Raw genomic sequence first — 25,472 nt, forward strand, 5'->3', positions numbered from 1 at the left:
TCCTTGCGGTCACTTGCCGCGATTGACCGCTTGCGGATCACCCAACGGGCGATAGTCGTTGTCGTTGAATTTGTAGTTGCCGCTACAGCCGCCCAGGCCGCATAGAACGACGAGGGTCAGCAGGACAGCGTGCCAGTGACGAACAGACATCAGAGGGTCTCCAGGTGTAGACAAAGCACAAAGCGCCGACCCTTGCGGGCGGCGCTGAAATGGGGTTTTGCGGGAAAAACGATGATCTTTTGCCTACCCATCGAAATCTCCCAGATTGATGTTCAGGCGGCCGAGGCGGTACAGCAGCGTGCGTCGCGGCAGGCCCAGTTCGCGGGCGGCGAGGGTCTGGTTGCCATCGTTTTTGCGCAGGCAATCGAGCAGCAGCGTGCGCTCGACCTGCTCCAGGCGTTCGCGCAGATTCAGATGGCTGTTGTCCTCCGGCATCGGCTCCATGCGCAGGGAAAAATGCTCGGCCAGCAATTCGCCGCCTTCGCACAGCAACACCGCGCGCTCAACGAGCGCCTTGAGTTCGCGCACGTTGCCGGGGAAGTTGTAGCCGGACAGGTGCTCCAGCGCCGCGCTCGACCAGCGCACCGGATCGCGTTGCAAATACGTGCAGGTCTTCTCGGCGAAGTGCTGGGCCAGTTCGAGGATGTCGCCTTCGCGCTGGCGCAGGGCCGGCAGCTCGATCGGGAATTGCGCGAGGCGGTAATACAGGTCCTCGCGGAATTTGCCTTCGCTGACCAGCGTCGACAGATCGCGGTGCGTCGCGGCGATGATGCGCACATCGATCTTGTGGGTGTCGTTGGAACCCAGCGGCCGGATCTCGCCTTCCTGCAACACGCGCAATATCTTCGCTTGCAACGACAACGGCATGTCGCCGATCTCGTCGAGCAACAGCGTGCCGCCATTGGCCGCATCGAACAGGCCGGCGCGGTCACGGTCGGCGCCGGTGAACGCGCCTTTGCGATAGCCGAACAGTTCACTTTCCAGCAGGTTTTCCGGGACCGCCGCGCAGTTCTGCACGATGAACGCCTGGGAACGACGCGGGCCGCAATCGTGAATTGCCCGGGCGACGACTTCCTTGCCGGTGCCGGTCTCGCCGCGCAACAACACGGTGTACGCGCTGTGCAGGACCTTGCTGATCAGCAAATGGGTCTGGCGCATCGCCGCGCTTTTGCCGATCAGGCCGTAACCACTGATGCTTGGCACGCTGCGCGCCACCGTGGCCGATTCCGCCAGCGGCTGACGCAGACGCTGCAGCAAGTGCAGTTGGCCGAGCACGAACGAACCGAGCTGCCCGAGCGAGTCGGCAAAGCCTTGCAGGTCAACGCGGCGACGGCTGGCACACAGCAACAAACCTTCCACCGCCTTGTGCTGATTGACCAGCGGCACGCACAGCAGCGACTGCCACGGTGCCGTCGCGGCCGGCAGAAAGCTGGTTTCGTGCAGGCTGCCGCTCAAGTCGGTGAGGCACACCACGCGGTTCTGGCACAGGGCGAACTGCAGCAGTTGCTCACCGTTGTAGTCCGCCGGCAGGCTCGCCGCTTCGCGCGGTTGCAGCGCGCCGTCGAGGCATTCGGCGTTCATCCCCAGGCAGGTGTGGGTAGCGTCGAGCAAATACAGTTGCGTCAATTCGCACCCGCTCAGCTCGGCCAGACCGCGCACGAAGTCACCCAACAACGCAGCACCGTCCGCCGCCCGCGACAGGCTGGCGAATTGCGCCAGCAACGCTTCGGCGTAGACCAGTGGCTGCGGCACTTGAGTGAACATCACACCCACCTCAGGCGAACTCGCAGGTCACGCTGGCTTCGCCGTCGAGCGTGGCATGCACACGCTTGAGGCTTTCGCCGGTGGCCATCGCGTCGAGCAAGCGGTCAGCCACCAGCGGCAGCACGTGCTGATCGAGCAGATGGTCGATCAGGCGCGCACCGCTTTCGCTTTGCGTGCAACGCTCGGACAGGTGATCGACGAGGTTCTGGCACCAGCTGAAATCCAGCTGACGACGGTTGAGGCGCTCGCCGAGACGACCCAGTTTGATCTCGATCAGCTCGCGCAGCACCGGGCCGCCGACCGGGTAGTACGGCACCACTTTCATCCGCGCCAGCAGCGCCGGTTTGAAGTGTTTGCTCAGCACCGGGCGAATGGTTTCTTCGAGCAGTTCGGCGCTCGGACGTGCGCCGTCTTCGCAAAGGTCGCTGATCTTGTCGCTACCGAGGTTCGAGGTCATCAGGATCAACGTGTTGCGGAAGTCGATTTCGCGCCCTTCGCCGTCGTTGGCCACGCCCTTGTCGAAAATTTGGTAGAACAGGTTGAGCACGTCGGGGTCGGCCTTCTCGACTTCATCGAGCAGCACCACCGAGTACGGCTTCTGCCGCACGGCTTCGGTGAGCATGCCGCCCTCGCCGTAACCGACGTAGCCCGGTGGCGCACCGATCAGGCGAGAAACGGTGTGCTTCTCCTGGAACTCGGACATGTTGATGGTGGTGATGAAACGGTCGCCGCCGTACAGCAGATCAGCGAGGGCCAGCGCGGTTTCGGTCTTGCCGACGCCACTCGGGCCGACCAGCAGGAACACACCGACCGGTGCATCAGGTTTGTTCAGGCCCGCAGCGGTGGCACGCATCGAGCGATCCAGTGCGTGCACGGCTTGTTCCTGACCACGGATGCGCGTGCGCAGGTCGGTGGCGAAACTGGCGACCTTGGCGTTGTGTTCGCGGGCCAGTTGCGCCAATGGCACACCGGTCCAGGCGCTGATCACTTCGGCGACCAGACGCGGGCAGACTTCGAAGCTGACCAGACGCTCTTTGACTTGTGCGGCGGTCAGGGCACTGTGGGTTTTATTCAGTTCGGCTTCCAGCGCTTCGACGCTCTGGCCTTCCTCGACTTCAGCGGCGAGGGTTTCGATCACGGTGCCTTCGGCGTCTTCTTCAACACTGACAGTCGGTTCAACGGCAGCGGCTTCGCGAGCCTTGGCCAGTTGCTGGCGCAGTTCCAGCAGGCGTTCGGCCAGTTGTTTCTGTTCGGTCCACAGGCTTTCCAGCGCGACCATTTCGGTTTCGGCTTCGTCGAGTCGCGCTTCCAGCGCATCCAGCGCTTCGTGGTCGATCAGCAGACCGGCCTCGGCATCGCGACGCAGGGCCTGACGCTGACGACCACCTTCGGCCAGTTCGCCACGCAGGCGCTCAAGGCTTTCCGGGGCAGCGGCAAGGCTGATACGCACGCGAGCACAGGCGGTGTCGAGGACGTCGACAGCTTTGTCCGGCAGCTGGCGACCCGCCAGATAACGTGCGGACAATTCGGCCGCCGAGACCACCGCGTCATCACGCAGGTAGATGCCGTGGCTCTTCTCGTAAACCTGGGCCAGACCACGAAGGATGGTCACCGCTTCGTTGACGGTCGGTTCGTGCAGTTGCACCGGCTGGAAACGACGGGCCAGTGCCGGGTCTTTCTCGAAGTATTTCTTGTACTCGGCCCAAGTGGTGGCGGCGATGGTACGCAGCTCGCCCCGCGCCAGCGCCGGTTTCAGCAGGTTGGCTGCGTCGGAACCGCCGGCATTGCCGCCCGCACCGATCAGGGTGTGGGCTTCGTCGATGAACAGAATGATCGGTTTTGGCGAGGCTTTGACCTCGTCGATCACGCCTTTGAGACGACGTTCGAACTCGCCTTTGACGCTGGCACCCGCCTGCAGCAAACCCATGTCCAGCGACAGCAGCTCGACGCCCTTGAGCACCTGCGGCACTTCACCGGCAGCAATGCGCGAGGCCAGGCCTTCGACGATGGCGGTTTTACCGACACCGGCCTCACCGACCACGATCGGGTTGTTCTTGCGGCGACGGGCGAGGATGTCGACCATCTGGCGGATTGCGCCATCGCGGCACAGCACCGGGTCGAGTTTGCCGTCGCGGGCCTGCTGAGTCAGGTTGTGGGTGAAGCGCTGCAACAGCGACTCGCCCTGCGCCGCCGGTTTACCGTTGGCCGCCGGTTGTTCCTGTTGCGACAGGGCAAATTCCTTCAGGCGATCAATGTTCAATTTCGCGAGCAGCGGCTGATAGCGACTACCGGCGTAGCGCATCGGGTTGCGCAGCAGGGCGAGGATCAGCGCGGCGTCTTCGACCTGGGTCTGGCCCAGTTCAAGGTTGGCCACCAGCAGCGCATCTTGCAGCCACTGCACCAGTTCCGGGGCGAACACCGGGTTGCGCGAAGCGCTGTGCTCAACGCGCGACTGCAGCGCGGCGCTCAGTTCGCCGGCGTCGACATCGGCATCCTGCAGCGCACGCGACAGCAAGCCGTTAGGACGCTCCAGCAGGCCGAGCAGCAGGTCTTCGACGAGGATCTTGCTGCCGCCACGGGCCACGCAACGCTCGGCTGAACGCTCCAGATCACGGCGGGTTTCGGCGTCCAGCGCCTGAATGAGTTGTTGCAGGTCTACGTTGATCATGGCTCACGTCCTTAATGAATTTTGCTGCCCAGGGTCACTACGCCGTCTGCTTTTTCGCAGCCCAGCCAACTGGTCCACCCCAGGCGACAGTCGTTCTTCTCACCAATGCGCAGTTCGCGGATTTCTTCCGGGCGCAGCACCAGGCGAATGTCGTAATCGAGCGGGTCACGCAAGGTGAACCGCACCAGCGCGCACAGCGGCTGGTAGCCGAACCCGATCGGCAGGAATTCGTGGAATCGCTCCCAGTCGAGTTCGGTGATGTGAATGCGGAATTTGCCGCTGCGGTCGCGCACCCGCTCACCCAGCACCAGGTCTTCACCCAGCAGGCTGTTGGCGCGCCCGAGGCGGTTGCGCTGCTCGTCGAGGATTTCCACGCGGCGCTCGATGCACTGTTCGATGACCAGGTCTTCGTGTTTGAAGTAGTAACGCAGCACCGCTTCGATCAATGCCGCCGAGTGCGCCCGCAAGCTGAGCAGGCCGAGGTACGGCAGCAGGCGTTTCCAGTTCAGTTCCTTGGCCTTGCGGATCTCGTCGCCGCCCAGACCGATCAGCGCGAACAGCTGCGACGAGAACGGGTCGATCGCGCCGCTCTGGAAGCTGGCGCGATAGCGGTACTTGCGCCAGATCGGCAGCATCAGCCGTTGCAGGCGATGGTGGAACAGGTCGAGGAAGTTGCGCGTCGGGTTGCCGTCCTCGCTGTCGCCCAAGGCTTGTTCGCCATAGAACGCCGGCAGCGGCGAGCCCGAACCGACCAGGCCAATCAGGTTGAAACGCATGCGCGCGCGCATCTGCCCGTGCTCTTCGAAGAACTCCACACGATCAACATCGCTGCGCGGAAAACCGAGGCTCGGGTTGGCCTGGAATTCCACGTGATCGTACAAGTCGTCTTCGCTCAGGTACGGGTGAGCCTCGCGCAGCCGGTCGATCACCAGCAGCACGGCCTGAAACAGCGAGTACTCGCGTATTACCTTGGTCAGCCCGCTTAAAGCAGGGGCTGCAGGCCCATACGTGGTGTCCATTGGTACACCTCTCCCTGTGTGCTTTTTACCCGCAGCTCATGGAACGAATTGAGACTGGCGTAAAGCGCGAAAAACTCGTTAAGAACCGAAGCGAACACGAACAGGTCGCCTTCGCCGATATACCCTTCCGGGTCGATGGTCAGTTCGGTGCGCAGACCGCGCACCGGCAGCCCACGGTGCAGCCGGTCGACGTGGTGATGCTTGATGTGCTTGAGGCCGCCGAGCAGGCGTTTGCTGACCTTCTCCGCGTGCTGGTCGTAGTAGCGCGGCAAGTCGTAGGTTTCCAGAATCACCTTCAACGCATTGACGTCGGCCAGCGACAGATAGTTAAGCGACATGTTGCTGATCAACTTCCACAGGAAGTCACGGTTCAGCGGTGGTGCGAAGCTCGACGTCGCCGGGGTGATGTTGCGGAAACTGAGGAACTCCGGGGTCTCTTCGCAGGCCAGGCAGATGTCGCCGAGCTTGAGCTTGCGCGGCAGGTTCTGGTTGGTGCACATCAGCTCGATCGACAGGGTTTCGTGGGCTTCGGTGTGGCGGATGCCGAAGCTCAGGTAGGTGTCGAGGCCGTCGTGCAGCAGGGACGAACGCTGGCGAATGCTGTAATGCGGACGGCTGTTGGGCACGTCGAAACTCGGGTCATGCTCGAACGATTCGAACGGCACGTATTCCTGATAACCAAGGCCACCGGGCTTCCAGCCAGTCACGGTTTCCACCGAGAACACACCGCAGTTTTCCAGATCGTATTCCGCCGGCAGCAGCAGGTATTCGTCCTGCTTGCCGTCGAGACGGATCGGCAGGGCGTCGTGGGCGAACAGGTTGGCAATCGGGGTGCAGAACAGCTTCACGTTATCCAGGGTCGGACGCATACGCATGATGCCGCTCTTGCGAATGTCGAAGCGCAGTTCCAGGCCACGCATCTGCTTGAGCGTGTCTTCCGGCAGCGCCTTGAGAATGTCCAGACCGTTGACGTCGACGAACAGGAACTTGTCCTGGAAAGCGAAGTATTCCTGCAGGTAGCGATAGCCACGGAAAGTGTTCAGCGGATACGGAATCAACGCCTCTTCTTCGGCAAAACCCACCGGCTTGACCCGGTCACCGGGAATCTTGAACGCCATCGGCTTACCGGCGACACCATCTATCGGCTTGCCGGCGCCGTCGAGCGGGATCAGCTCGATGCCTTCGAGATTGCGCAGCAGGCTCAGGTAGAGCATCTGGCTGATGTAGCGCTCGCCGGCAAAGTGCAGACGCAGTTTGCTCAGTTCCAGCTCACCGAGGTGGCCGTCGGCGCTCATTTCCAGACGCAGGCTGAGCAGCGAGCCGTCGCCTTTCACCGAGTAGTTCAGCGCAGCCAGATCCAGCGGCAGCACCTCAGTCGGATAGCAGGTGCGGAAGCGGCAACGCACGTCTTCGATCGGCTTGCTTTCAATCGGCGTATCGCGCTCGACCCGCAATGCAGGCCCGGATCGCTTGAGCGGATCGAACTGCAGAATGCTGAACGCCGGCAGCGGGCGCATGTAGTTCGGCCACAGCAGTTGCATCAGCGAATGGCTGAGTTCCGGCAATTCGTCATCGAGCTTCTGCCGCAGCCGCCCGGTGAGAAACGCAAAGCCTTCCAGCAACCGCTCCACATCCGGATCCCGCCCGGCCTGGCCCAGAAACGGCGCCAACGCCGGACTACGCTCGGCGAAACGGCGACCGAGTTGGCGCAGTGCGGTGAGTTCGCTTTGGTAGTAGTGGTTAAAGGACACGGGGGTTACCTGCTTTCTTCAGTTTTTGCAAAATTGTCGATTTGAGGGCAGTTAATGCCGACGTACGTCATGGGCAGATCCCACGTGCGCACGATTGTTGTAAACCTGCTGAATGGCAAAGCCGTACGAGGAAACGAGCATCAGAATGAGGCCGGCGAATCCAGTGATTGAATTCGAACGTTTATCAGCCAAAGCAGGCCTGTGAAGACCATGCAAAGAGCCCATATTCAACCAAGTCATTTCACTGCCGCCGAACTCAGATCCAGAACTGTTCCGTCTTGCAGATAGACGACATCGCCGCCGTCATAGCCCAGCAGATCCTGACTCTTGAATGTATCGCCCTGTTTAACGGCGTGCTTTACCCAGCCCTCAGCCCAGATATCTCCACTCTCGTAGCGAATTTCTATGTAGTAGGCGGGAGGGTCGGATTTAGTGATTTCAAAAAAAACTCCACCGTCCTGCGCACCACTCCAGTAAGCGTTTGGATGATCTTTCAAGGTCAATACCTTTCCGTCAGAACGCTCAAGCAGCGAATAAGCTGCAATCACCAACACGAACGCCAATGTAATTATGGAAATAAAAGCCCACTTCAATACCTTCACTTGGTTATCTCCAACGTGTCGGTCGCGAAAATGTAATCAAGGTCTGGCTCGCTGAATTGAAACTGGGCCATGTAGGCGCTTGGTACGACAACTCGTGTTCGGAAAGGAATGGAGAATCCCACCGCCTCTGCCAAGTCAGTCGCAAACGTTACGCAGTTATGATTTCCAAGATCGTATTCCTGTCGTTTGCCGTCTGAGTTTTCTGCCTCCTTCGCCTTCAACCAGGCAAGTGCTTGATCGTAGACATGCCCCCTCAAAACAACGCCCGTGATATTCCCGGATTGACCGTGCTCGGTCGCGATGTGCCTTAAGGTTTTCTTCAGAGACGACTCTGTGATTGCTCCACTCTTCAGTACAACGTCTGGAATCCGACCAACACGCACCCGCCCTGCGGGCCCAGGGCCCGGATATCGGCCATATTCATAATATTTTGACTGACCCGTTTTACCGTTAATGACAAGAACCCCCGCATGTCCGAGATAGGGGGCCTTACCTCCAGGTATTTCGATCTTCTTGCCAAAAAAGGTCGTCTGATAACCGTCGATGTGGATTTTGTAATCCGGGAAAACAAGTGGAATAACGTAGTCGTCGTCACCGACCAAATAGACTTGAACAGGTGCCACATCAGATGCAGGTGTGGTGACAACAGTCGTGACTTGAGCCGCTTGCCCCATCTCATTCTCCTCGCAAAAGCCAGTTCGGCTTGGCAGCGAACTGGACACTTTGTGACTGAGCCTTTTTTCCCAGGGACATAGACAGGCCGGCCTCGTCGGTAACGCCTTCCACCTGCGAGCCATCCTCTAGGGTCGCGATATAAGAAACGTTTTTTAGTGGAGCGCCGGAAGCCGAGTCCAAAAGCAGGACTCGAACATCGAATCCGAAAATATTCAGCGGTACCGGCGGCACAAACGGCGCCGGCGAATGCGAATTCCCGATAATCACCGTCCCGGATCCAGCCGTAACCTTGTTGCCATGCGTACCCACCGAATCAACCGTCGCGGCAGGTTTGCCGTTGATCAACACGGTGGTCGCCAAACCTCCCGACATCGCACCACCACACGCCGAGGCATCGCCCTGGCGGGCGGCCGCGAGGCCGTCGAAGAACACGTCGCCGGAACCGGCGGCGATCGGGTTGGTACCGTGGCCAGGAAGGGGGCAAGCGGTGGGGTCGGATACGCGTGCTGCGGGTTTGCCAGACATCGGGGATCTCCTTAGGTGACCTTCACTTGTCCGCTGCCATCCAGGCGCGCGGAAAAACTGACCTGACGCTTGAACCCTTCAACTTCCAGCAGGCCTTCGATGCTGAAGGCGAGGCGAAGCTGATCGTGGTCACGCGGCAGGGAAATGACACGCACGTTGCTCAGGCGCGGCTCGTAGGCTTCGATGAAGCTTTCGATGGCCAGGCGGGCCTGACTCAGGGAGTCGTGCAGGCTCAGGCGCATGTCATTGAGATCGGGCAACCCGTAGTCGGACAGCGTTTGCACGCTGCCGGCCCGGGTGCTGAGCATTTTGGCCAGATGGGCAGCCACCGACGCCATGGCCGAAGCCTCGAGGCTCCTGCCCTTGCGCTGTTCCGCATCGCCATTGAGGCGTTCGAAAAGACTGCCGTATCCGTCCATGAGTCGCTCTTACTCTTTGTCCAGCTTGCCAACCAGCGACAGGGTGAAATCGGCACCCATGTACTTGAAGTGCGGACGCACGTTCAAGCTCACGCGGTACCAGCCCGGCTCGCCTTCAACGTCGCTGACGATCACTTGCGCAGCGCGCAGCGGACGACGGCCACGCACTTCGGCGCTCGGGTTTTCCTGGTCGGCGACGTACTGGCGAATCCACTTGTTCAGTTCCAGCTCGAGGTCGGTACGTTCTTTCCACGAACCGAGTTGCTCGCGCTGCAGCACTTTCAGGTAGTGAGCCAGGCGGTTGACGATCATCATGTACGGCAGTTGGGTGCCGAGCTTGTAGTTCAGCTCTGCCGCCTTGCCTTCTGCGCTGATGCCGAAGAACTTCGGCTTCTGCACCGAGCTTGCGGAGAAGAACGCCGCGTTGTCGGAGCCTTTGCGCATGGTCAGGGAGATGAAGCCTTCCTCGGCCAGTTCGTATTCACGACGGTCGGAAACCAGAACCTCGGTAGGGATCTTGGTTTCGATTTCGCCCATGCTTTCGAAATGGTGCAACGGCAGGTCTTCAACCGCGCCACCGCTCTGTGGGCCGATGATGTTCGGGCACCAGCGGAATTTGGCGAAGCTGTCGGTCAGCTTGGTGCCGAACGCGAAAGCGGTGTTGCCCCACAGGTAGTGCTCGTGGCTGTTGGCAACGGTTTCCTTGTACACGAACGATTTGACCGGGTTTTCTTCCGGATCGTACGGGTTACGCAGCAGGAAACGCGGCACGGTCAGGCCAACGTAACGCGAGTCTTCCGAAGTACGGAAGCTCTGCCATTTGGCGAATTGCGGGCCTTCGAAGTGGTCTTTCAGATCTTTCAGATCCGGCAGGCCGGTGAAGCTTTCCAGACCGAAGAATTTCGGGCCGGCCGCGGCGATGAACGGCGCGTGAGACATGCAGGATACGCTGGCCACGTATTGCATCAGTTTCACGTCCGGCGAGCTTGGGGACATGAAGTAGTTGGCGATGATCGCGCCAACCGGCTGACCACCGAACTGGCCGTATTCAGCGGTGTAGATGTGCTTGTACAGGCCCGACTGCATGACTTCCGGCGAATCTTCGAAATCGTCCAGCAGGTCTTCTTTGGAGACGTTGAGGATTTCGATCTTGATGTTTTCGCGGAAGTTGGTGCGGTCGACCAGCAACTGCAGACCACGCCACGACGATTCCAGGGCCTGGAAATCCGGGTGGTGGAGGATTTCGTCCATCTGACGGCTGAGCTTGGCGTCGATCTCGGCGATCATGCGGTCAACCATGGCTTTCTTGACCGGCTCACCGTTGTTCTGCGGCTTGAGCAGCTCTTCGATGAACGCCGACACGCCACGCTTGGCGATGTCGTAGGCTTCGTCGTCCGGGGTCAGACGGGTTTCGGCGATGATGCTGTCGAGAATGCTGTATTCGCCGTTGTCGGCGCTTTTCTCTTGTGCTGCGCTAGTGCTCATTGTGTTGGCTTCCTTGGCTGCTGGGTTCTCAGGCGTCCGGGGCTGCGGCGTTCAGGCCCAGCTCACCGAGTACGCGACCGCGGGATTCGTCGTCGGCGAGCACGCCTTCGATCGCTTTACGGAACGCAGGTGCGTTACCCAGCGGGCCTTTGAGGGCCACCAGCGCATCGCGCAGTTCCATCAGTTTTTTCAGCTCAGGCACTTGCTCGACCAGGCTGGCCGGGTTGAAGTCCTTCATCGAATTGACGCGCAGTTGCACAGCCAGCTCGTCGGCCTCGCCATCTTCCTGCAGACGGTTCGGCACGCTCAGCGTCAGACCCAGTTCTTGCTTGGCCAACACTTCGTCGAAGGTCATCTTGTCGATGCTGATCGGCTTGCGATCCTCGATTTTGCGATCGTCCTTGCGGTGGGTGTAGTCACCGATTGCCAGTAGTTTCAGCGGCAGTTCAATCTCTTCCTGAGCACCGCCGGTGGCGGGTTTGAAGGTGACGTTGATGCGTTCCTTGGGGGCTACCGAGCCTTCTTTGGCCATGGCTTTTCTCCTTGCGGTTGTGGCCCTGGGGCCTATTCGAGTACCACTTCGAGGTCGAGGTGGCACAGCCTGCGATAAATCTCTTCCTTGCGTTCACGCACTGCATGGTTCTGCGGCAACAACTCGCAGCAACTGTGCAGCAGGTGCAGCACTTCCAATGCAAGATCGGGCTCCCAGGCGTGCAGGCCTGAGTCCTGTAATGTCTGATCGAGGGTTTCGAGCTGGTTCTTGGCCAGTTCGTACTTCTTGGCCATGAAGCACAGGCGCGCGAGGGCGAACTGCCAGAAGAAGCGCTCGCGACCACCGTGGGCAGACTGCAAACCCTGCTTGAGGATCTGCACGGCCGGTTTCAGGCCTTCCTTGCGCAGCAGTGGCAACACTTCCTCAAGGGCCTTTTCCCAGGCGGGCTGGGTTTCGACGTTTTCGCTTTCGACCTTGCGCGGCGCACTGGCGCTTTGCAGGTGCGGCATGACGTTGGCGGCGATCCACGCCCGGGTGGACGGATCGGCAAACGGCGCGCCGTCATGGAAGCGCAACTCGACAATGCCCGGCAGGCGCTGAATCAAAAGCGCGAAGTGGATTTCCACTTCGCGCATGGCCAACTCGGCGTTGAGGTTCTGGAGACATTCCCAGACCATCCTCTGGCCATCGAACCAGAACGGCGCCTTCGCCAGGCTCGCCTCCAGTTCCACCAGCAGGTCGGCGTATTTGCCCTGATCGAAGCGGTCCTGATAGAGCTTGAGTTTCTCCAGTGGCAGGCCGCGCAGCACGGTGATCTGCTCGGCGTTGCGCTCGGGTACCGCGTCGATGGTCATCCACAGCAGTGTGCGATTCAGGCGCAGGGCGCGCAGGTCGGTGGCCTTCTGCTTGAGCCACCAGGCACACAACGGGCGGGCACTTTCCTGCTGGGCGCGCAAGGCTTTGTGTGCCTCGCGCTCGTTGTCGATCGGCGCGCCGGGCGTCAGCAACTGGCTCGCAGCCTGCTTGACCTGCGCCACCGCCGCGCCCACCACGCCGGGGGCCGGCTGATTGTCAGCGGCGCGCTGGATCATGGTTTTCAGACGACGGGAGATCGGCAGCAGCAGCGGCGCATCATCGCCCAGATGTTCAGCGCAGGCCGCTTCGAGACCGGACAGGTGCTCGGAGAGCTGCCGGAACATCGGCAACTGCTCTTTGATCGCAATGTTTTCAGTGATGACCTGCTCGAGACGCGGCACCAGCCAGCCGATGGCGGCGGCACGGGTACGGGGTTTGAGCGGATGAACGTCGGCCCAGTTGTTTTCCGACAGGTGGTGCAGCAAACCGAGGCCCGCCAGCAGCCCGGGGAAGGACTCGCGCTGGTACAGCGACCAGGTCAGCCAGGCGCCAACCCGCAAATCCTTGGACTGGGTGCGCAGGAGATTTTCGCTGTTTTCACGGATTTTCAGCCAGTCGATCTGCCCGCTCTCGTGCATCGACGAAGCTTTGGCCAGCTCGCTTTCCAGGGCCTCGAATTCGCTCGAAAAACGAACGTCTTCGCCCGCGAAATTCTCTTTGGAAACAGAGACTTTTGCGAGTTCGAGGTAGTGGGCGGAAAGTTTGCTTGAGTAGGACATCCATGGCCTTTAATTAGGATTACAGTCTTGCGCCTATTGGAGTTGCCACGGCGCGGGACAGTATCGAAGAGCGGTGAAGCGACTCATCCAATTGAGATGTGCTCTTTCAAGTGGGCGCATCGTAATCACTATGATGGCCACTAGCAAGCATCCGATTAAACAACAAGACGAAGTGTTCATTGGTGCGTGTAAGAGATTGCCCTATATCCGACAGGGGAATCCCTGATAGCGATTTATATGGCCTGCATTCGCCACGCCCCTTCAGAACCCTTGATCCAGAGCGGCCCGCTCGAACTTGACCGTATCGGCCCGAACGCCCGTTCCATTACAGGGCGGCAAGCATGACAACTCTCGAAAAAAATAGAAGTAGGACTCTTCCGAAAAACGCAGATTTTTCTAAATATTTTTTCGCAGACAACGCTAAACAAAAAAAGTGCCATCAAATTGATGGCAATTCATATTCCTGAAACTTATACGGAACTGCTGAACACTGTACATCCGTACCAACTCAATAATTATTGAAGTGTTCCCCTACAGTCTTTTCCTTCAATTCTGCCCGCACTTTCACACCCGGAATACTCTGACAAACCTCAGGGATACTTCTTACATCAATTTATTTCCTGCATTGCTAGCTTGCCTTGGCAAATTCTTTCGCGTGGCGATCAGGGACGATCGAACACCGCGCATCGACTCACCTTGCTTAAGGACAAGCGTATGTTCAGCACGGGCAGTTGCGCGCCTTTTACCCTGCAAATTCCCGGAATTCGCCATGATTTTCAGGTACTGGCATTCGATGGTACTGAAGCTATCAGTCAGCTTTATTCCATCCGCATAGAACTGGTCAGCGAGTATCCGCACCTCGATCTGGAGCGACTGCTCAGTCAACCGGCATTCCTGCAGTTCGGCCACAACGGGGAAGGCATTCACGGGCGTATCGAAGAGGTGATGCTCGGGGAATCCGGAAAACGCCTGACCCGCTACGCACTCACGCTGGTGCCAGCGTTGCACTATTTGCAATTCAGCTACGACCAGCGGATTTTCCAGAAGCTGACGGTGCCGCAAATCATTGCGCAAGTGCTCCAGCGTCATGGCATCCAGTCCGACGTCTTCACCTTCAACGTCGCGCTCAATCCGGAGCGTGAGTACTGCACGCAGTATGACGAAAGCGATTTCGCGTTCATTCAGCGTCTGTGCGCCGAAGACGGAATTGCGTGGCATCACCAGCATTCGCCAGACCGGCATTTGCTGGTGTTCACCGACAGTCAGGTGTTCTTCCCGACACTGGGTCCGACGCCTTTTCAGGCCGACAGCGGCATGGTCGCGGAACACCCGGTGGTCAATGAACTGACCCTGCGCTTCAACACTCGCACCACCACCGTCACCCGCCGCGACTATGACTTGAGGCGACCCAGCCTGTTGCTTGAAAGTCGTTTCACTGCCGAATTCACACCCGAGCTTGAGGACTATCGCTACCCGCTGCTGATGACGTCGGAAAAACACGGCAGACAACTGGCACGTCAGGCACTGGAGCGGCACCGCCGCGACTATTTATTGATCGAAGGCAAAAGCAATCAAAGCACCTTGCGCAGCGGCTACCTGTTCGACCTGACCAAACACCCGCGCCAGGACTGCAACGAGCTGTGGCTACTGGCAAGTCTTCATCATGAAGGAAGGCAGCCGCAGTCACTTGAAGAAGCAGGCAGCAATGACGCCCCACCCGCCGACGGTTTCACCCAAGGCTATCGCAACACCTTCACGGCCATGCCGGCGGAGGTGTCTTACCGCCCTTCTCTGCCGCCGCGCAAGCCGCTGCTGGTCTGCCAGACCGCGCGCGTCACCGGCCCTGCTGGCGAGGACATTTTTTGCGACGAGTACGGCAGAGTTCGCGTGGAGTTCCCATGGGATCGCGCCGAACTCGGCAGCGAAAAAAGCAGTTGCTGGATCCGTGTTGCATCCAGTTGGGCGGGTGAAGGTTTTGGCGCGGTAACCATTCCGCGGATTGGCATGGAAGTGGTCGTGACCTTTCAGGACGGCGACCCGGACAAACCGCTGATCACCGGTTGCGTGCCCAACAAGGTCACCTCAGTCGCCCATCAACTGCCCGAAAACAAGACCCGAACGGTATTGCGCAGCCAAAGCTCGCCGCGCAATGGCGGCTACAACGAGTTGTCGATCGAAGACCGTGCCGGCAGGGAAAAAATCTACCTGCGCGCCGAGCGCGACATCGAGCAACTGATCCTCAACGACAGTCGCAGCGTGATCGGTCATGACCGCTTCGAACAGACAGGCAACGACAGCACCACCCTGATCGAGGGCAAGGCGCTGCGCACCCACCAAGGCGTGCGCAGCACGGTGATCAACGCCGATGATTTGCTCACGGTCAGTGGCACCAGCAGTCAGTCGGTCGGGGCACTGGTGATTCAGGCCGGTGAACAGGCACATGTGAGCGCCAGCAACGTGGTGATTGATGCCGGCATGAGCCTGACGTTGACGGCCGGCGGGCATCACCTCGTGATCAACGCTGCGGGGATTTTCAGTAGCGTGCCCATCGTCGAGGGCGGTGCGCCCATGCCGGGGATCACGCCGTTGCAGCCATTGCAGGCTGAAGCCCGCCAAGCCATCCCCGCCATCGCCACCCCGCCGTCCATCCTCAGCGACGCCCGTCAGCAGGCGGCCGACTATTGCCCGCTCTGCGAGGCCTGTCTGGCTGGCCAGTGCAGCCTTGGAGAAGTCGCATGACTGCGCTCGAATCATGGCTGCACGAACAAAACCGGGCCGGGCGCGATCTTTATCTGATGCTCGATATCGACGGGCAGATGGATACAAGAGCTGCGCTGCTGGACGAACAGGGCGTTGCGCGGTATCGCAATCTGTATGCAGGAACAGCCGCAAACGCACTGGCGCAAGCAGGGCCGCTGCTGTTTCACATCGACTCCATTCATGACCCGGCGATTCAGAGTTTGCTGCGCGCCCCCGAACGCAACTGGGGCTGGCTGGCAAGCGCCAGTCACGTTGAGCTGGATGCCCTGGCTGCGCATTGGCGCGAACGCGTGATGACCGGTGAACGGCCAACTCTGGCGGTCTATCGCGCGCATGACAATCGGGTACTCGGCCGCGCACTGGCTCATCTGCAACCGCAGCAGTACGCCGAACTTCTGGGGCCGATGGTCAGCGTCTGTTACTGGCACGACGGGCAATGGAGGGTCGCCGACAATCCCGATCCTGGCGCACACCCGGTGCCAGCCGACCCGCCATGGCTACAGACCCCGACACCGGAGCTGATTTACGCCAACGTGCTGTTCGATAACGCCCGGCGCTATCTGGTGGGCCAACACACCGAAGCGCTGATCAGGCTCGCGGAACAACTGGATGTGGATGACTGGTTGTGGGGGCAGATTCAGCGAACTCACCTGTGGGGCTGGCAAGCACCGGAGCAAGTGCATTTCTTGCTGATGCAGAGTTTGCAGATGCCGGGGTATCTGCCGCCCAAATCGTGGCTGCCAAAACCTGAAGAAGAACCGTCGGCGCATTTTGAGCGGGTCTACCAGCAAGTGCTGTATTGGCAGGGGGAGGCTCGTTTATGAACGGTGCATTTCGATTGCTGGCACTTGGCAGTTGCCTCGCGCTGAGCGTGGGTTGTTCGGCTGTGGGGACACCAAACACATTCACCTTTGTTCCTGACCTTCCGCCCAACTTCAAGTACGAACTTAAAGCCATCTACCTGCCCATCGAAGGTGAAACGTGCAGGGTGGCGGGGAAGCCGGATTTCTGGGTCAGCTTCAATAAGCAGAATATGGAATACGTCAGCACCGCGGAAATTGAGCTGTACAAAACCGCGAGTGGCTGCCCGCTGTCGTTGAATGAAGTGGAAATCAAGATCATCGGTGTTTTTGGCCCGGAACGAAGTGATAGCAGCTATGACTATGCGTCATTTGCCGTACGCCCGGAGTTGCTGGAGCGGCACATGGGGACTTTCGACGAAGACGGCACAGGTGAGTTCTTCGGCGAGTGCATGTGGTCTTTTCGTACCGTCGGGCCTAAGCGTTACCTGATCAAGCTGCTTACCTGCAAAAAAATGGATGCGCAGGGCAATGTTGGCCGAAGTCGTCCGTTCACGGCTTACACGCTGACACAACTCTCGGGGAAAACCATAAAGCTGAGGATCAGGTTGTCCGAACAGGAAAAGCCGGCCTTTGGAGACACCTGGGTCAAAGTAGCTGACGGCTGGAAGCGCTGCATGGGGAAAAGTTTCGAAGATCAACATGCGTTTTGTTACGGCAATCACAAAGACTTCAGCACTTTCAGAATGGTGGATGAACGCGTTTGCACCATTTACCCCGGCTGCACGGAAAACAAGGATGCGACACCATGAGGGATCAAAAAACACAGCAATCGCGGGTGTATTTCCTGCATTTCAAACAAGTCCTTCAATGTCTGACATTGGGCGCTTGCCTTGCTCTGACAGTGGGTTGCTCGGCTGTCAGCAAACCAAACACTTTCACCTTTGTTCCCGACCTTCCGCCCAACTTCAAGTACGACCTGACGGCCACCTACGTGCCCGCCCAAGATCAGACATGCTCGGTGCCGGGTGGAAAAGGTACTCAGCTTGGGTTCAATAAAACCAACATGAAATATGAAGGTACATCAGAAATCCCGCTTTACAGAACCGTGAGCAACTGCCCGCTGGCGCTGAATCATGTGGAGATCAAGGTCATTGGTGTTTTTGGCCCGGAACGGAGTGATAGCAGCTATGACTACGCCTCATTTGCCGTACGCCCGGCGTTGCTGGAGCGGCACATGGGGACTTTCGACGAAGACGGTACAGGTGAGTTCTTCGGTGAATGCATGTGGTTTTTCCGCACGGTCAGCCCCAAGCGTTACCTCATAAAAATGTTGAGATGCAAAAAAATGGATGAGCAGGGCAATGTTGCCCGGAGTCGTCCTTCCACGGCATACACGCTGAAGCAACTGCCGGGGAAAACCGTAAAACTGAAGATCAAGTTGGCTGATGAAGAAAGGCCCGGCTGGGGTGACACCTGGGTTGAAGTTCCCGGTGGCTGGAAGCGCTGTTTGGGTGAAGGTATGGAAGATCAGCGTGGTTACTGCAATGGAAATTACAAAGACTTCAGCACCTTCAGAATGGTGGATGAACGGATCTGCACCATTTACCCCGGCTGCACGGAAAACAAGGACGAGACCCCATGAGCATTGAACCGTTAGATCCGAGCGTCGCTGCCTTTATGCAAGGCAACATCCACGCCTGCCCAATACGCGGACATTCGACGAGTTTTCAATTAGTGGACGAGTTTGGTGATGGCAAATCCTATGCTGGGTTGACGTACGAAATTATCGATTATGAGGACACCGTTTACACGGGCAAACTGGATGCCACGGGTTCCGGCAACGTGAACGACCATTACTGCGGCCCGGTAGTACTCAAGTTCAACCAGCCCTTTAAAGGAACAGAAGCACTCTATAAAGATTTAAGAACAAGGGAGCACTACCCCCTCCCCATAACCGAACTCCAGGTTCGCGCCGAGAAAACCCGCTTCGTCACCAAATCAGGCGTGCGTACCCAGGCCAATCCAGCAAAAGACCTTGCCGGGACCAACGCCTATTACCAGGTTGAAGTGAGCGAACTGGTCAAACATGTAGCGCACTTGCCGCCTCTGGCAGAGCGTCGTGATCCGCCGAATATGGTGGTGCACAAACTAATGCGCTCCACGCCCCAAACCCGAACGTTCGCGCAGATTGATAGCAATGCGCCGGACGCAGGAATGAGCGCGATCTTCAGTCAGGCCAGCATGGCCACGGTCGAGTTGGGTTTCTCTCCGCCGCCGCCCGAACCCAAGGGCATTGCTCTGTTGCCGAACAAGCACCATGTGCTGGAAGTGCGCCCCATGCGGGCGCTACGCCCTATGCTGTCGATCGGCAACGAGTTCTGCGCACTCAACCTCTATCAACTGTCATTGATGGCGACCCTGAGTTACACCGACTTCGGCCAGGAGCCGAACACGCAACCGGTCAAGACCGACCGTGTGAGTTTCCCCGTGCAGCCCAGCAGCGGCAATTGGTTCGGCCATGCGCTGCCGCAGTTTGATGAGTTGTGGAAAGTCGATGCCTCGCAAACGAAGAAGTACCACCCGTTGTATGAAGAAGTGCCTTACTCGAAACGCCTGGAAGTGGTGCCGTTCGATCCACAGCTCTACCCCGAAGTGAATGATCCAGCACTGGGGGATCAACAGGAACATCCGGCCAAGCTGCACTTTTTCGATGATCGCAAACAAGCCGACAGTACGGACACTCAGGCGTTTATTACGCATCACGACGAGGTGATATTGATCAGTGTCCGGGGAACCAGCGAAACGTTGCCCGATGGCCTGCGCGATGGAGACGCCTATCAGGTGCCTTTTCAAGAAGGAGAAGGCAAGGTGCACCGTGGCTTCTACGGGGGCGCCCAAGCGGTTTTCCCGTTTGTCGTGAGCTATCTGGAGAGGTTCTACAGTGGGCAAAAACTGCTGATTACCGGACACAGCCTGGGCGGGGCGATAGCACTGATCTTGTCGGAAATGTTGCGCCGGAATCAGCGCTACCAACCGGATATCGTGCTCTACACCTACGGTGCCCCTCGCGCCGGCGACACCACCTTCATCGCAAGCGCCCAGTCACTGACCCACCACCGCATCGTCAACCAGAACGACCCGGTACCCAGCGTACCCGCCACCTGGATGAACACCTATGCCGAACCCAAGCAAATGTACACCGCCAACGGAGTGGTGTTGGCCCTTCAACCGGTCGCCGGGTTTGCCTTGCTGGTCTGGGGCGTAACCAACTTTTTTGGTGAGGATTACGGGCATCACGGTGAACTACGCCACTTCATGCCGGTGGTGTTTGGCAAGGAACACAAGTCATCCATTCTCTGGCAGCCGGGCTGCAGCCTCATCAACGATCACGGTTGTGCGCAGGCCTTGCGAAATATCAATGGCTTGCCCAAGCGCGGCTCATTTCTGGAGCAGCTCGCCGCGGCGAGCGATCACTCGATGGTCGGGAGCTACATCCCCGGCTGTTGGGCCAGTCTGCGCCGCTGGCAGGAGGCGCAGCAGCTCAAGCGCTCTGTGGTGACGTACCGGGAGTTCGAATGGGTGAGTGGCGCTTTAAAGAATCTCAAAGACCAACTGAGTGCCGTGAAGCGCAATCTCCGAGACCACCCCAGCGCGTATGTCCGGCACGAGGAAAGAACCCACAAGACGACAGTTCTCGACAGAGAAATCAGCAAAATAGAAATGACCCACGCTCGACTGGTCGCCCTGCACGGCCAGCGAGTCACCGAGGCCGACGTCTACGGCAGCTACGCCGAACAGCCCGAGTGGGTGCAGGAAAACCTGCTGCGCTGGAACGCGCACCCGGAAAATCTCGTTCAGGAACAACTGGCGATGATTCCTCCCGCCGCCCAGGACCACGATGCAGCGATCGCGGCAATGACGGGAGGACACGCGGTCGGCGCGCCCTATCAGCTGGATATTGATTCAATTGTGTAATCACCACAAAAAATGGGCACCCGACCGCAATCGGTGTGCCCATTTTTTATTGCGCTGCTCCCCGTTGTTCGGAGAGTTCGCCGCAATTAAGGATTAACGCTGTCTTTCAACGATTTGCCTGGCTTGAACGCAACGGTGTTGCTGGCCTTGATTTTAACCGGCTCGCCGGTCTGCGGGTTTTTGCCGGTACGGGCGCCGCGGTGGCGTTGCAGGAAGGTGCCGAAGCCCACCAGCGTCACGCTGTCCTTGCGGTGCAGAGCGCCGGTGATTTCTTCGAGGACGGCGTTGAGTACGCGGTTGGCCTGCTCTTTGGTCAGATCTGCTTTTTCAGCGATTGCAGCGGCGAGTTCTGGTTTACGCATTAGTGAAGCCCCTTTGACGGTTTTTTGTTGTTATGTCCGTGCTGTTCTCGTTGGAACAGCGCCCAAGGCGCCGCAGGCTCTACTCTGCGGCAGACGGGAGTGAGAATGGCACGCGGATACCGGCGGCGCCAGTCTCCCCGCGACCTTTGTAGGGGCAAAAGCGGGGTGATTCCGACAGAACGACCGGTATTTACGCCAGCAGCGCCGGAAGCTGTTTGTTCAGGGCGAGTTTTTCCATCACCGCCGCGCCAGTCAGGGCATAACCGAGCAACTGGCCGTCGGAGCCATGACACACAGCCTTGATGTCGGCGCCCTGCCCTTCGACGGTCCAGACGCCTTCGCGGCCCCGTGGCGGCGGTGAAACGACCAACGGGCACACCGGGGTTTTCACGGTGATCGGCATCGGGCCGTAGCTCACTGCGGCAGGGTTTCCGGTGAGGGTTTGTGCCAGCGCACGCGCACCACTCATGAGGGGCATCACGTACAACAGATTGAGTCCATCGACCTCGGCGCAGTCGCCCAGGGCGTAGATATTGGCGTGGGACGTTTTCAGATACCGGTCGACGACGACGCCGCGATTGACCTGCACCCCGGCCGCCGCTGCCAGATCAATGCGCGGGCGCAGACCGATGGCCGACACCACGACATCGCAGGCAATCACCTGACCGTCGGACAGATGCGCTTTTAGCCCGTCGGCGTCCTTTTCCAGGCGATTCAGTACCGGACCCAGGTGGAAACGCGCGCCCAGGCTTTCCAGCCCGGCCTGCACGGCTGCCGCAGCGGCCGGGTGCAGCAGCATCGGCATCACTTGCTCGCACGGTGCAACCAGCTGCACCTCGTAGCCGCCGAGGATCAGGTCGTTGGCGAATTCGCAGCCGATCAAACCGGCACCGAGCACCAGCACCCGCCGTTTGCCTTCGGCTGCCGCACGAAAACGCGCGTAATCCTCGAGATCGTTGATCGGGAATACCAGATCAGCGCCATCGCCCTCGATCGGCACGCGTACGGTTTCCGCACCCCAGGCGAGGATCAGGTCGCGGTAGTACACCGCCTCTTCGCCAATCCACAGGCGCTTGTGGCCGGCATCGATACCACTGATGCGCGTATGGGTGCGCACTTCGGCCTTCAACTGCTCGGCCATGGTGCCGGGTTCAGCCATGCTCAGGCCATCGGCGTCCTTGTTCTTGCCGAAACCGGTGGAGAGCATCGGCTTGGAGTAAGAGCGGCCGTCATCGGCGGTAATCAGCAGCAGCGGGGTTTCGCCATCGAGTTTGCGAAACTCCCGGGCCAGGTTGTAACCCGCAAGCCCGGTGCCTACGATTACGACAGGTGCGTTCATACCTTACTCCTTGGTTTTTCTCAGTTGATTTCGATCATTTCGAAGTCCATCTTGCCGACGCCGCAGTCCGGGCACAGCCAGTCTGCCGGTACATCTTCCCAACGGGTGCCCGGCGCAATGCCGTCATCCGGCCAACCCTCAGCTTCGTTGTAGATCAGGCCGCAGACGATGCATTGCCACTTTTTCATTCAGGTACTTCCTCAGGATTCAGGCTTTTGTCGGCGCGGACGGTCGATGGTGGTTGCGCTGCCATCCGGCTCAGGGCGTTTTGTACTGATGGTGCCGGACAGATGCAAGCCTGTTCGGCGCAACGGCGACCCGGATCAATCAAATTCGCAGCACGCCATGTTAAGCTCGCCGCCTCATTTGCGGCCAATAATGACTCATTGTGCAACATTCAAATGCCTGCCCGGCCCCGCTCTGGCTGACTCAAAGCCGACTGACGCCCCTCCCCGATCCGTTGACCCTGGACTGGTTGTTCGACGAAGGCTCGCTGACCCGTCGCCTGACGCGGCTGTCCGATGACGGCTTCAGCGTCACGCCGTTGTTCGAAGGCTGGGACACTCTGCGCAGCGACGAATGCGCCGCGCTGGATCTGGCCGAAGGCAGCGAAGGCTGGGTGCGTGAGGTGTATCTGCGCGGTCACGGCGAGGCCTGGGTGTTTGCCCGCAGCGTGGCGTCACGCGCCGCGTTGCAAGGTGATGGCTTGCACATGGACGAACTGGGCAGCCGCTCCCTGGGTGAGCTGCTGTTTTGCGATCACGCCTTCCAGCGCCGCGCCATCGAGGTCTGTCACTACCCTGAAGCGTGGTTGCCAGCCGCATCGAAAGCGCCGCAACTGTGGGGCCGCCGTTCGTGTTTCGACCGTGGCGCCCTGAGTGTGCTGGTCGCGGAGATTTTCCTGCCGAGCCTGTGGCGTGCCGCCCGCGCCCATCCGGAGAACTGCTGATGTACCAGAGCCTGCTCAAGTCCCTGAACCGCTTGAATCCGCGCGCCTGGGATTTCATTCAGCTGACGCGCATGGACAAGCCGATCGGCATTTACCTGCTGCTGTGGCCGACGCTGTGGGCGCTATGGATTGCCGGTAAAGGCTCGCCTTCGCTGGCCAATATCGTGATTTTCGTGCTCGGCGTGGTACTGACTCGTGCCGGTGGCTGCGTGATCAACGACTGGGCCGACCGCAAGGTCGATGGCCACGTCAAACGCACCGCGCAACGCCCGCTGGCCAGCGGCAAGATCAGTTCGAAAGAGGCGCTGGTGTTTTTCGCGCTGCTGATGGGCGTGAGCTTCCTGCTGGTGCTGTGCACCAATGCACCGACGATCTGGTTGTCGCTGGGCGGCCTGGCATTGGCGTTCACCTACCCGTTCATGAAGCGCTACACCTATTACCCGCAAGTGGTGCTGGGGGCGGCGTTTTCGTGGGGCATGCCGATGGCGTTCACCGCCGAAACCGGCGAACTGCCCGCCGCCGCGTGGCTGCTGTGGATCGCCAATCTGTTGTGGACAGTGGGTTATGACACCTATTACGCAATGACCGATCGGGACGACGACCTGAAGATCGGCGTGAAATCCACGGCGATTCTGTTTGGCGAGGCGGACCGGGTGATCATCCTGAGCCTGCAGGCGTTGTCGCTGGGCTGCCTGCTGCTGGCGGGGTCGAAGTTCGAGTTGGGGATCTGGTTCCATCTCGGCTTGCTGGTGGCTGCCGGGTGTTATGCGTGGGAATTCTGGTACACCCGCGATCGCGACCGGATGCGTTGCTTCAAGGCGTTTTTGCACAACCACTGGGCCGGGTTGGCGATTTTTGTCGGGATCGTGCTGGATTACGCGTTGCGCTGATCCGCAAAAACCTGTGGCAGCGAGCTTGCTCGCGAAAGCGTTGGGTCAGTTGCCACATAGGCTGACTGAGACGACGTCTTCGCGAGCAAGCTCGCTCCCACAGGGGATTTGCGTTTACTTGTGCTCGTGCACCACGTGCCACATCTCCTTCATGCCATCACCTTTCATTTCTCCAGGTTTTTCGTCCTTCATGAAGGTGTACAGCGGCTTGCCGTCATAAGCGTATTGCATCATCCCGTCATCGCGTTTGATGACCGTCCATTTGCCTTCAGCCTTGGCACCCGCCGGCGCCATCATCGGTGGCCAGTTCTTCGCGCAATCACCGTTGCACATCGACTTGCCGCCAGCGTCCTTGTCGAACGTGTAAACGGTCATGCCTTTGTGATCAACCATCATGCCGTCCTTCATCATGGCCGGTTCGGCGGCCATGGCCAGTCCAGGCAGAGTCAGGGCAGCAGCCATCAGCAGGGCTTTGAAAGAAGCAGTCATTTGCGTCATGGAAACCTTCTTTTGTGGTTGTCAGGATTCGGACTTAGAGCTTAGTCCAGGATCCCGCCGTCCGCCGGGCGACTAAAATACTGTCACACGACTGCAATAATTCCGTTATCTAATGCGGCGCAAGACAGTTAAATGACAAGAGGATTAAGGCATGGTTGGCAGGAGCATTCTGATCGTCGACGACGAAGCGCCCATTCGCGAAATGATCGCCGTTGCGTTGGAAATGGCCGGCTATGACTGCCTCGAGGCAGAGAACTCGCAGCAGGCACACGCCATCATCGTCGACCGCAAACCGGACCTGATCCTGCTCGACTGGATGCTGCCCGGCACTTCCGGCATCGAGCTGGCCCGACGCCTCAAGCGCGACGAGCTGACCGGGGACATCCCGATCATCATGCTCACCGCCAAGGGCGAAGAGGACAACAAGATCCAGGGCCTGGAAGTCGGCGCCGATGACTACATCACCAAACCGTTTTCGCCACGCGAACTGGTCGCGCGCCTCAAGGCTGTACTGCGCCGTGCCGGCCCGACTGATGGCGAAGCGCCGATCGAAGTCGGCGGCCTGCTGCTCGACCCGATCAGCCACCGCGTGACCATCGACGGCAAACCGGCCGAGATGGGCCCGACCGAATACCGTCTGCTGCAATTCTTCATGACCCACCAGGAACGCGCCTACACTCGCGGGCAATTGCTGGATCAGGTCTGGGGCGGCAACGTCTATGTTGAAGAACGCACCGTCGACGTGCACATCCGACGCCTGCGCAAGGCTCTCGGCGATGCTTATGAAAATCTGGTACAAACCGTGCGCGGCACCGGCTACCGGTTTTCCACCAAAGCATAAAAAAGCAGCGGCAGGCTTCT

Annotated in this window: 24 protein-coding genes; 8 read left to right on the plus strand and 16 right to left on the minus strand. The window is 59.3% G+C overall.

Features of this window, described 5'->3' with window-relative positions; all coding sequences use genetic code 11:
• Positions 1-9: 9 nt before the first annotated feature.
• The 12 genes from ACXX9E_RS04985 to tssA all read right to left on the minus strand — a co-directional run bounded on the left by ACXX9E_RS04985 (position 10) and on the right by tssA (position 13,035).
• On the minus strand, positions 10-150 hold the full coding sequence (locus ACXX9E_RS04985; protein ID WP_003229566.1) for a hypothetical protein: 141 nt from the start codon (positions 148-150) through the stop codon (positions 10-12).
• A 93-nt stretch (positions 151-243) separates the two neighbouring features.
• On the minus strand, positions 244-1,764 hold the full coding sequence (locus tag ACXX9E_RS04990; protein WP_458555109.1) for a sigma-54 interaction domain-containing protein: 1,521 nt from the start codon (positions 1,762-1,764) through the stop codon (positions 244-246).
• Positions 1,765-1,774: 10 nt separating this feature from the next.
• Positions 1,775-4,432 (minus strand): type VI secretion system ATPase TssH, encoded by a 2,658-nt coding sequence (gene tssH / locus ACXX9E_RS04995; protein ID WP_123469912.1) that lies wholly within the window; start codon positions 4,430-4,432, stop codon positions 1,775-1,777.
• Positions 4,433-4,443: 11 nt separating this feature from the next.
• Complete coding sequence (gene tssG, locus ACXX9E_RS05000) at positions 4,444-5,451, minus strand: type VI secretion system baseplate subunit TssG (RefSeq protein ID WP_123469914.1); 1,008 nt, start codon at positions 5,449-5,451, stop codon at positions 4,444-4,446.
• Positions 5,415-7,202, minus strand: a complete 1,788-nt coding sequence (gene tssF, locus ACXX9E_RS05005) for a type VI secretion system baseplate subunit TssF (protein ID WP_123469916.1) — start codon at positions 7,200-7,202, stop codon at positions 5,415-5,417. Before tssF ends, tssG begins: the two co-directional genes overlap by 37 nt.
• Positions 7,203-7,438: 236 nt before the next feature.
• The gene (locus ACXX9E_RS05010; protein WP_123469918.1) at positions 7,439-7,804 is read right to left on the minus strand and encodes a hypothetical protein; all 366 of its coding nucleotides are present in this window, start codon (positions 7,802-7,804) and stop codon (positions 7,439-7,441) included.
• The gene (locus tag ACXX9E_RS05015) at positions 7,801-8,478 is read right to left on the minus strand and encodes a DUF6695 family protein (protein ID WP_221178341.1); all 678 of its coding nucleotides are present in this window, start codon (positions 8,476-8,478) and stop codon (positions 7,801-7,803) included. Before ACXX9E_RS05015 ends, ACXX9E_RS05010 begins: the two co-directional genes overlap by 4 nt.
• A gap of 1 nt (position 8,479) precedes the next feature.
• Positions 8,480-9,004 (minus strand): PAAR domain-containing protein, encoded by a 525-nt coding sequence (locus ACXX9E_RS05020; RefSeq protein ID WP_123469920.1) that lies wholly within the window; start codon positions 9,002-9,004, stop codon positions 8,480-8,482.
• Between the two features lie 11 nt (positions 9,005-9,015).
• Positions 9,016-9,423 (minus strand): type VI secretion system baseplate subunit TssE, encoded by a 408-nt coding sequence (tssE, locus tag ACXX9E_RS05025; protein WP_122594477.1) that lies wholly within the window; start codon positions 9,421-9,423, stop codon positions 9,016-9,018.
• 9 nt (positions 9,424-9,432) lie between these two features.
• A complete protein-coding gene (gene tssC / locus ACXX9E_RS05030; RefSeq protein ID WP_123469922.1) occupies positions 9,433-10,908 on the minus strand; it encodes a type VI secretion system contractile sheath large subunit in 1,476 nt (491 codons plus the stop codon).
• A gap of 28 nt (positions 10,909-10,936) precedes the next feature.
• Positions 10,937-11,440, minus strand: a complete 504-nt coding sequence (gene tssB, locus ACXX9E_RS05035; RefSeq protein ID WP_003229587.1) for a type VI secretion system contractile sheath small subunit — start codon at positions 11,438-11,440, stop codon at positions 10,937-10,939.
• A gap of 32 nt (positions 11,441-11,472) precedes the next feature.
• A complete protein-coding gene (tssA, locus tag ACXX9E_RS05040) occupies positions 11,473-13,035 on the minus strand; it encodes a type VI secretion system protein TssA (RefSeq protein ID WP_123469924.1) in 1,563 nt (520 codons plus the stop codon).
• 714 nt (positions 13,036-13,749) lie between these two features.
• Between tssA and tssI the strand changes: the two genes are divergently transcribed.
• From tssI to ACXX9E_RS05065, 5 genes are read left to right on the plus strand one after another with little or no spacing between them, the layout of a single operon-like run.
• Positions 13,750-15,774 (plus strand): type VI secretion system tip protein TssI/VgrG, encoded by a 2,025-nt coding sequence (gene tssI / locus ACXX9E_RS05045; RefSeq protein WP_458555110.1) that lies wholly within the window; start codon positions 13,750-13,752, stop codon positions 15,772-15,774.
• Positions 15,771-16,619, plus strand: a complete 849-nt coding sequence (locus ACXX9E_RS05050) for a DUF4123 domain-containing protein (RefSeq protein ID WP_457236507.1) — start codon at positions 15,771-15,773, stop codon at positions 16,617-16,619. The genes tssI and ACXX9E_RS05050 overlap by 4 nt, the downstream gene beginning before the upstream one ends.
• Positions 16,616-17,407: a hypothetical protein gene (locus ACXX9E_RS05055; protein WP_458555111.1), complete on the plus strand. Its 792-nt coding sequence runs from the start codon at positions 16,616-16,618 to the stop codon at positions 17,405-17,407. Before ACXX9E_RS05050 ends, ACXX9E_RS05055 begins: the two co-directional genes overlap by 4 nt.
• Positions 17,404-18,240, plus strand: a complete 837-nt coding sequence (locus ACXX9E_RS05060; RefSeq protein WP_458555112.1) for a hypothetical protein — start codon at positions 17,404-17,406, stop codon at positions 18,238-18,240. Before ACXX9E_RS05055 ends, ACXX9E_RS05060 begins: the two co-directional genes overlap by 4 nt.
• Positions 18,237-20,573, plus strand: coding sequence for a lipase family protein (locus ACXX9E_RS05065; protein ID WP_458555113.1), 2,337 nt, complete (start codon positions 18,237-18,239; stop codon positions 20,571-20,573). The genes ACXX9E_RS05060 and ACXX9E_RS05065 overlap by 4 nt, the downstream gene beginning before the upstream one ends.
• A gap of 86 nt (positions 20,574-20,659) precedes the next feature.
• Here ACXX9E_RS05065 and ACXX9E_RS05070 read toward each other — a convergent pair whose 3' ends face one another.
• The 3 genes from ACXX9E_RS05070 to ACXX9E_RS05080 all read right to left on the minus strand — a co-directional run bounded on the left by ACXX9E_RS05070 (position 20,660) and on the right by ACXX9E_RS05080 (position 22,462).
• On the minus strand, positions 20,660-20,935 hold the full coding sequence (locus ACXX9E_RS05070) for an HU family DNA-binding protein (RefSeq protein ID WP_003213368.1): 276 nt from the start codon (positions 20,933-20,935) through the stop codon (positions 20,660-20,662).
• A 190-nt stretch (positions 20,936-21,125) separates the two neighbouring features.
• The gene (locus ACXX9E_RS05075; RefSeq protein ID WP_123469933.1) at positions 21,126-22,274 is read right to left on the minus strand and encodes an NAD(P)/FAD-dependent oxidoreductase; all 1,149 of its coding nucleotides are present in this window, start codon (positions 22,272-22,274) and stop codon (positions 21,126-21,128) included.
• 20 nt (positions 22,275-22,294) lie between these two features.
• The gene (locus ACXX9E_RS05080; protein WP_053148867.1) at positions 22,295-22,462 is read right to left on the minus strand and encodes a rubredoxin; all 168 of its coding nucleotides are present in this window, start codon (positions 22,460-22,462) and stop codon (positions 22,295-22,297) included.
• Positions 22,463-22,662: 200 nt separating this feature from the next.
• Between ACXX9E_RS05080 and ACXX9E_RS05085 the strand changes: the two genes are divergently transcribed.
• Together ACXX9E_RS05085 and ubiA are read left to right on the plus strand one after the other, a co-directional pair.
• Positions 22,663-23,223, plus strand: coding sequence for a chorismate--pyruvate lyase family protein (locus ACXX9E_RS05085; RefSeq protein ID WP_458555114.1), 561 nt, complete (start codon positions 22,663-22,665; stop codon positions 23,221-23,223).
• On the plus strand, positions 23,223-24,113 hold the full coding sequence (gene ubiA, locus ACXX9E_RS05090; RefSeq protein ID WP_007920263.1) for a 4-hydroxybenzoate octaprenyltransferase: 891 nt from the start codon (positions 23,223-23,225) through the stop codon (positions 24,111-24,113). Before ACXX9E_RS05085 ends, ubiA begins: the two co-directional genes overlap by 1 nt.
• Before the next feature lie 114 nt (positions 24,114-24,227).
• Here ubiA and ACXX9E_RS05095 read toward each other — a convergent pair whose 3' ends face one another.
• Positions 24,228-24,611: a COG4315 family predicted lipoprotein gene (locus ACXX9E_RS05095; protein WP_128613625.1), complete on the minus strand. Its 384-nt coding sequence runs from the start codon at positions 24,609-24,611 to the stop codon at positions 24,228-24,230.
• A 151-nt stretch (positions 24,612-24,762) separates the two neighbouring features.
• On the opposite strand from ACXX9E_RS05095, the gene phoB reads away from it, so the two are divergent.
• On the plus strand, positions 24,763-25,452 hold the full coding sequence (gene phoB, locus ACXX9E_RS05100; RefSeq protein WP_007896474.1) for a phosphate regulon transcriptional regulator PhoB: 690 nt from the start codon (positions 24,763-24,765) through the stop codon (positions 25,450-25,452).
• The last annotated feature ends 20 nt before the right edge of the window (positions 25,453-25,472 follow it).

The organism is Pseudomonas sp. GNP014 (genome assembly GCF_054344005.1).